The following is a 4,503-nucleotide window of genomic DNA, read 5'->3' on the forward strand; positions in this document are numbered from 1 at the left end:
GGCGCGGTGGGCGCGGTGGGCGCGGGAGCCGGCGGGTCGCCGGTCACCCTCACCCCCAGGCCCAGGGCGAAGCCGGGGCCGGTGGCCAGGGCGGCCGACGCGACGACCGTCGCCGCGAGGCACGCCAGCCGCCGGGGCCGGGCCCGGCGATGCTGTGCGGCCATGCCTATTCCTTTCTCCACTCCCGTGCGCCGTCCAACAGCTGACGCCCTTTTGGGTGGACGGTGGCGGTGACGAATTTCCTGACGGCTTTCCACTTCCCCGTTACTGACACTCAGTCATATCAGTATGAATTCCGCCAGTGCGCATGCGGCGTACGAGTGCCCCGCTCGCCCGCACGGGTGAAACAACCGAAGGAAAACACCGTGTCGCTGTTCGACACCCGTGTCCCCGTGGTCCTGCTGCGGATCGACCGGAATCCCTTTCACCACGGCACCCTGGGCGCCGTACGCTCGCTCGGCCGCGCGGGGGTGGACGTGCACGTGGTCGCCGACTGCGCGGGGAGCCCGGTCCGTATGTCCCGCTTCGTACGGCAACTGCATCCGCCGCCGGGACCGGACGCGTCCCCCGACGACATCGCCGGCGTGCTGCGCCGGGTGGCCGCCGGGATCGCGCGGCCGGCCGTGCTGATCCCGATGGACGACGCGAGCGCCATCGCGGTCGGCCGGCTGCACGACGCCCTCGCGCCCACCTACCTGCTCCCCGCACCGCCCGCCGGACTGCCCGAGCGGGTCGCCGACAAGGCGGAACTGGCCGGCATCTGCGCGGCCCTGGACCTCCCGCACCCCCGCACGCTGGTCCCCGGCACCGCCGACCAGGCCGCCAGGGCCGCCTGGCGCCTCGGACTGCCGGTGGTGGCGAAGTGGAGCCGCCCCTGGCTGCTGCCCACCGGCACCGGCCTGCGCAGCACGGCACTGGTGCGCTCCACGCAGGAGGCCCGGGAACTGTTCGAGCGTTCCGGGGAGGCGGGCAGCCGGCTGCTGCTGCAGGAGTTCCTGCCGCCGGGCCCGGACCGCGACTGGTTCTTCCACGGGTACGCCGACCGCTCCGGCGCCGTCCGCGCCGGCGGACCCGGCCGCAAACTGCACTCCTGGCCGCGCGCCGCGGGGCTGACGGCGGTCGGCGAGTGGACGGCCAACCCCGAGGTGCGCGCCCTGGCCGAACGGCTCGTCGGCGAGCTCGGCTACCGCGGCATCCTGGACCTCGACTTCCGCCGCTGCGGCACGACCGGGCGCTACCACCTGCTCGACTTCAACCCGCGCCCGGGAGCCCAGTTCCGGCTCTTCACCGACACCGCCGGACTGGACGTCGTACGCGCCCTGCACCTGGATCTGACCCACCGCCCGCTGCCGGACGGCGCGTCGCGTCCGGGCCGGGCGTTCGTGGTGGAGAACTACGCCCCGCTGGCCTCGCTCCGCCCCGCACCGGGCGGCCGCGAGCTGGCCTGGCACTCCCGTGACGACCTCGCCCCCGGCTTCGCGATGAGCGCCCTGTGGACCCGGCACGTGCTGCGCCGTCTTCGGGCGCGGCTGCGGCCGAAGGCGACGGTGGGGGCCTGGCCACGGGTCTCGCTGGTCCGGCAGGCGTCGCCCGCGGAGCCCCGCCCGGGCGACGTGTCCGTCGTCCCTGAGCTCTCCAAAGCTTCCGGTCTCCCCGGCGACGAGAAGGACGAGACAGCGGTCAGCCGCTGACGGGCCCGCTCGTGCGGGCGCCCCGGGCGACGGTGGTTCGTCGCCCGGGGCGCCCGGACTTCGTGTACCTGGTGCGCGGGGTCTCCGGCACCGGGTGTCCTACCTACGCTGGCCGGCTCGGCCTCGGCGGAAGAGCAGCGCACCGCCCAGGATCATCGCGGCGCCGGCGCCCGAGGCGGCGAGTACGGCCTCGGAGCCGGTCTCGGGCAGCGACGGCGGCTGCTCCGGGTTCTCGCTGTCGGGGGGCGGGGTCTTGGTGGGCGGAGTCTTGGTGGGCGGCGGGGTCTTGGTGGGCGGCGGGCTGGTCGGGGGGTGGGTGGGCGTCGGGGGCGGGGTCTTGGTCGGAGGCGGGGGCGTCGTGGGGGTGTCGCCGTAGCCGCCCTCGTCGCCGTAGCCGCTTCCGTAGCCGGCGTCGCCGCCGTAGCCGGTCGCCTCGCCGTAGCCGGTGTCCTCCCCGTAGCCGTAGCCGCTGTCGGACTCGGCACCGTACGCGCCGAGCAGGTCGTCGCCGTAGCCGCCGGCCAGCATGTCGTCCACGAGCGTCGCGGGCATGTCCTCGGACGCCTCCCCGGGCGTTGCCGCGGGGGTCTCCGCAGGCGTCGCGGCGGGAGTCTCCGCGGTCGTCTCCGGGACGCTGCCGGAGATCGAGCCGGCGCCCTGTCCGACGACGACCTCCTCGTCCACGGCGGTGCTGTCGGCGGTGGTGCCGCCCACGACGGTGCTGTCCGCGGTCGCGCTCTCCGCAGCGGTGTCCTGCGCGGCCGTGCCGTCCGTGGTCGTGCTGTCCACGGGGGTGTCGTCCGCGGTCGTGCTCTCCTCAGCGGTACTGTCGATGAAAGCGCTTTCTGCGGTCGCACCGTCCACGGCAGCGCTGTCCGACGCGGTGCCGACCTCGGCGGGCGCGTCCTGTGCCAGGGCCATGTCCGCGTAGACCTCGTCACGGACGTTCTCGTAGAACGCTTCGTGATCGAACTCTTCGCCGTCACGGGACGCTCCCGCCGCCGGTGCCTCGGCGGGGGCCGCGACGCTACTGCCGGAGGCCGCGCCGGGCGAGCCCCCCGCCGCCCCGCCCGCCGTGGTGTCGGCGAGGGCGGCACCGCCGCACAGGGACAGCATGCTCGTCGCGGCGGCAGCCGCGACCATTCCCTTGCTCAGGGTCTGTCGCAATCTCGTTGTCTTCCTGCTCGCAGAAGTGGGAAGGCCGGCCTTGGAGAAGGATGGAGTCGTCCAAGGCCGGCCGTGGCGCAGCCGAGCGGCTGGTGCGTTACAGCGTCAGTCGTTCTTGCACTGGTTGGCGAACGCCGGGTTCAGCAGCCCGATCACGTTGACGGTGTTGCCGCACACGTTGACCGGAATGTGCACGGGAATCTGGACCACGTTGCCGGAGAGGACACCCGGGGAACCGACAGCGGCACCCTCGGCGCGCGCGTCGGCAAAGGCCGGCGTGGCCATCCCGAGAGCCATGATCGCGCCCGCGACGACAGCAGCGCTCTTCTTCATGAACTTTCCCTTCTCTGCGGTCATGCCGTTTGGACGGCCGAAACCGAGCGAGCACAGCTGTACGGCTCGCACCATGACCTGCAGCCTGCAAACGAGAAATTGACAGCCGAAGAAACCATGGAACGTATAACACCGAGGAATTCACTCGATTGCTCGGTAAATAACTTCTTCCACACGCGCCGCCGGGCGGCCCGCAGGGACTCAGCGGACCGCCCGGGCTGCGCGAGTGGGTACTCAGTCGCCGTTCGCCGACAGGACCGACAGGTCCTCCAGGATGTGGCTGAGAGCGGCGTCACGCTTGGTGTTCGTGGAGTTGTCCGCGCACTGCTGCTGCGTGTGGTCGGACAGGATCGGGATGTCCTGAGCCACGACGCCGATGGCGGCGGCGACACCGACGGGGACGTCCTGCACGGCCAGGCACGGCTTGTTGAGCGACCCGTCGACCAGCGAGAGCTGGGGGCTCATGTCGCCCTTGGTCGCCGAGTTGCCGAACGACGACGACGCACCGTTGCCGTTGGCCACGGACGGCCCGGAGTCGTCCCCGACGGCAAGCGCCTGGGGAGCGGCCGCCACCGACATACCGATGACGGAAGCGGCAGCCGCCGCGGCGACCATTGCCTTCTTGAGCACTTCGCGTTCCTTTCCTCGTAGCGACGCATGTCCTACGGCCTCATCAACCCGGACTCAGATGATTGGTTGCGGATGTTCACCCGGTTGGCCCGGCCTCCCGTCCAAACGCCTGATAATCACCGGTGACGACGAACACACAAAGGGTTGAGGTATCGGCCGACAGGGTGATCGGGAGAAACCGCGTAGTGCGCGTGCAGTTGACCAGAACGCTCCGGTGGACGGGGTTTCCTAAGAAAGGACTGGCCAGTGATCAAGAAGGTTGTTGCCACCGCTGCGATCGCCGCTTCCGTCATGGGTGCCTCGGCCGCCGCGGCCCCGGGCGCCATGGCGGTCGGCGACGACAGCGGCCCGACCGCCGCGAACGGCAACGGTGCCCTGCAGAGCTTCGGCAACTCGTCCACGTACGGGAACATGAGCCCGCAGATGGCGCTGATCCAGGGCTCCTTCAACAAGCCCTGCATCGCCGTGAACGACCTGCCCGTCGGCGCCGGCGCCCTGGTCGGTATCCCGATCAAGGACATCCCGATCCTGTCGGACCACACGCAGCAGCAGTGCGCCGAGAACTCCACCAACGCCAAGCGTGACGGTGCGCTGGCGCACCTGCTGGAGGACGTGTCGGTCCTGTCGGCCAACGGCGAGTGACGTAGTCACGAGGGGGCGGGCCGCCGAGCATCTCGGCGGC

General features: G+C 71.5%; 5 protein-coding genes. 2 read left to right on the plus strand and 3 right to left on the minus strand.

Annotation, left to right across the window (positions count from 1 at the left end):
• Positions 1–365: 365 nt before the first annotated feature.
• A complete protein-coding gene (locus AB0O67_RS36680) occupies positions 366–1,691 on the plus strand; it encodes an ATP-grasp domain-containing protein (RefSeq protein ID WP_365460240.1) in 1,326 nt (441 codons plus the stop codon).
• A 99-nt stretch (positions 1,692–1,790) separates the two neighbouring features.
• Here AB0O67_RS36680 and AB0O67_RS36685 read toward each other — a convergent pair whose 3' ends face one another.
• The 3 genes from AB0O67_RS36685 to AB0O67_RS36695 form a co-directional block, all read right to left on the minus strand.
• A complete protein-coding gene (locus AB0O67_RS36685) occupies positions 1,791–2,858 on the minus strand; it encodes an LPXTG cell wall anchor domain-containing protein (RefSeq protein ID WP_365460243.1) in 1,068 nt (355 codons plus the stop codon).
• Positions 2,859–2,963: 105 nt separating this feature from the next.
• Entirely contained in the window at positions 2,964–3,191 is a 228-nt protein-coding gene (chpD, locus tag AB0O67_RS36690) for a chaplin ChpD (RefSeq protein ID WP_365460252.1), read from the minus strand.
• A 234-nt stretch (positions 3,192–3,425) separates the two neighbouring features.
• The gene (locus tag AB0O67_RS36695; RefSeq protein ID WP_365460246.1) at positions 3,426–3,821 is read right to left on the minus strand and encodes a rodlin; all 396 of its coding nucleotides are present in this window, start codon (positions 3,819–3,821) and stop codon (positions 3,426–3,428) included.
• Positions 3,822–4,067: 246 nt separating this feature from the next.
• Here AB0O67_RS36695 and AB0O67_RS36700 point away from each other — a divergent pair, with 246 nt between their 5' ends.
• On the plus strand, positions 4,068–4,463 hold the full coding sequence (locus AB0O67_RS36700) for a rodlin (RefSeq protein ID WP_365460249.1): 396 nt from the start codon (positions 4,068–4,070) through the stop codon (positions 4,461–4,463).
• Positions 4,464–4,503: the final 40 nt, after the last annotated feature.

This window comes from Streptomyces sp. NPDC086077 (assembly GCF_040686175.1).
Taxonomy (GTDB): Bacteria; Actinomycetota; Actinomycetes; order Streptomycetales; family Streptomycetaceae; genus Streptomyces.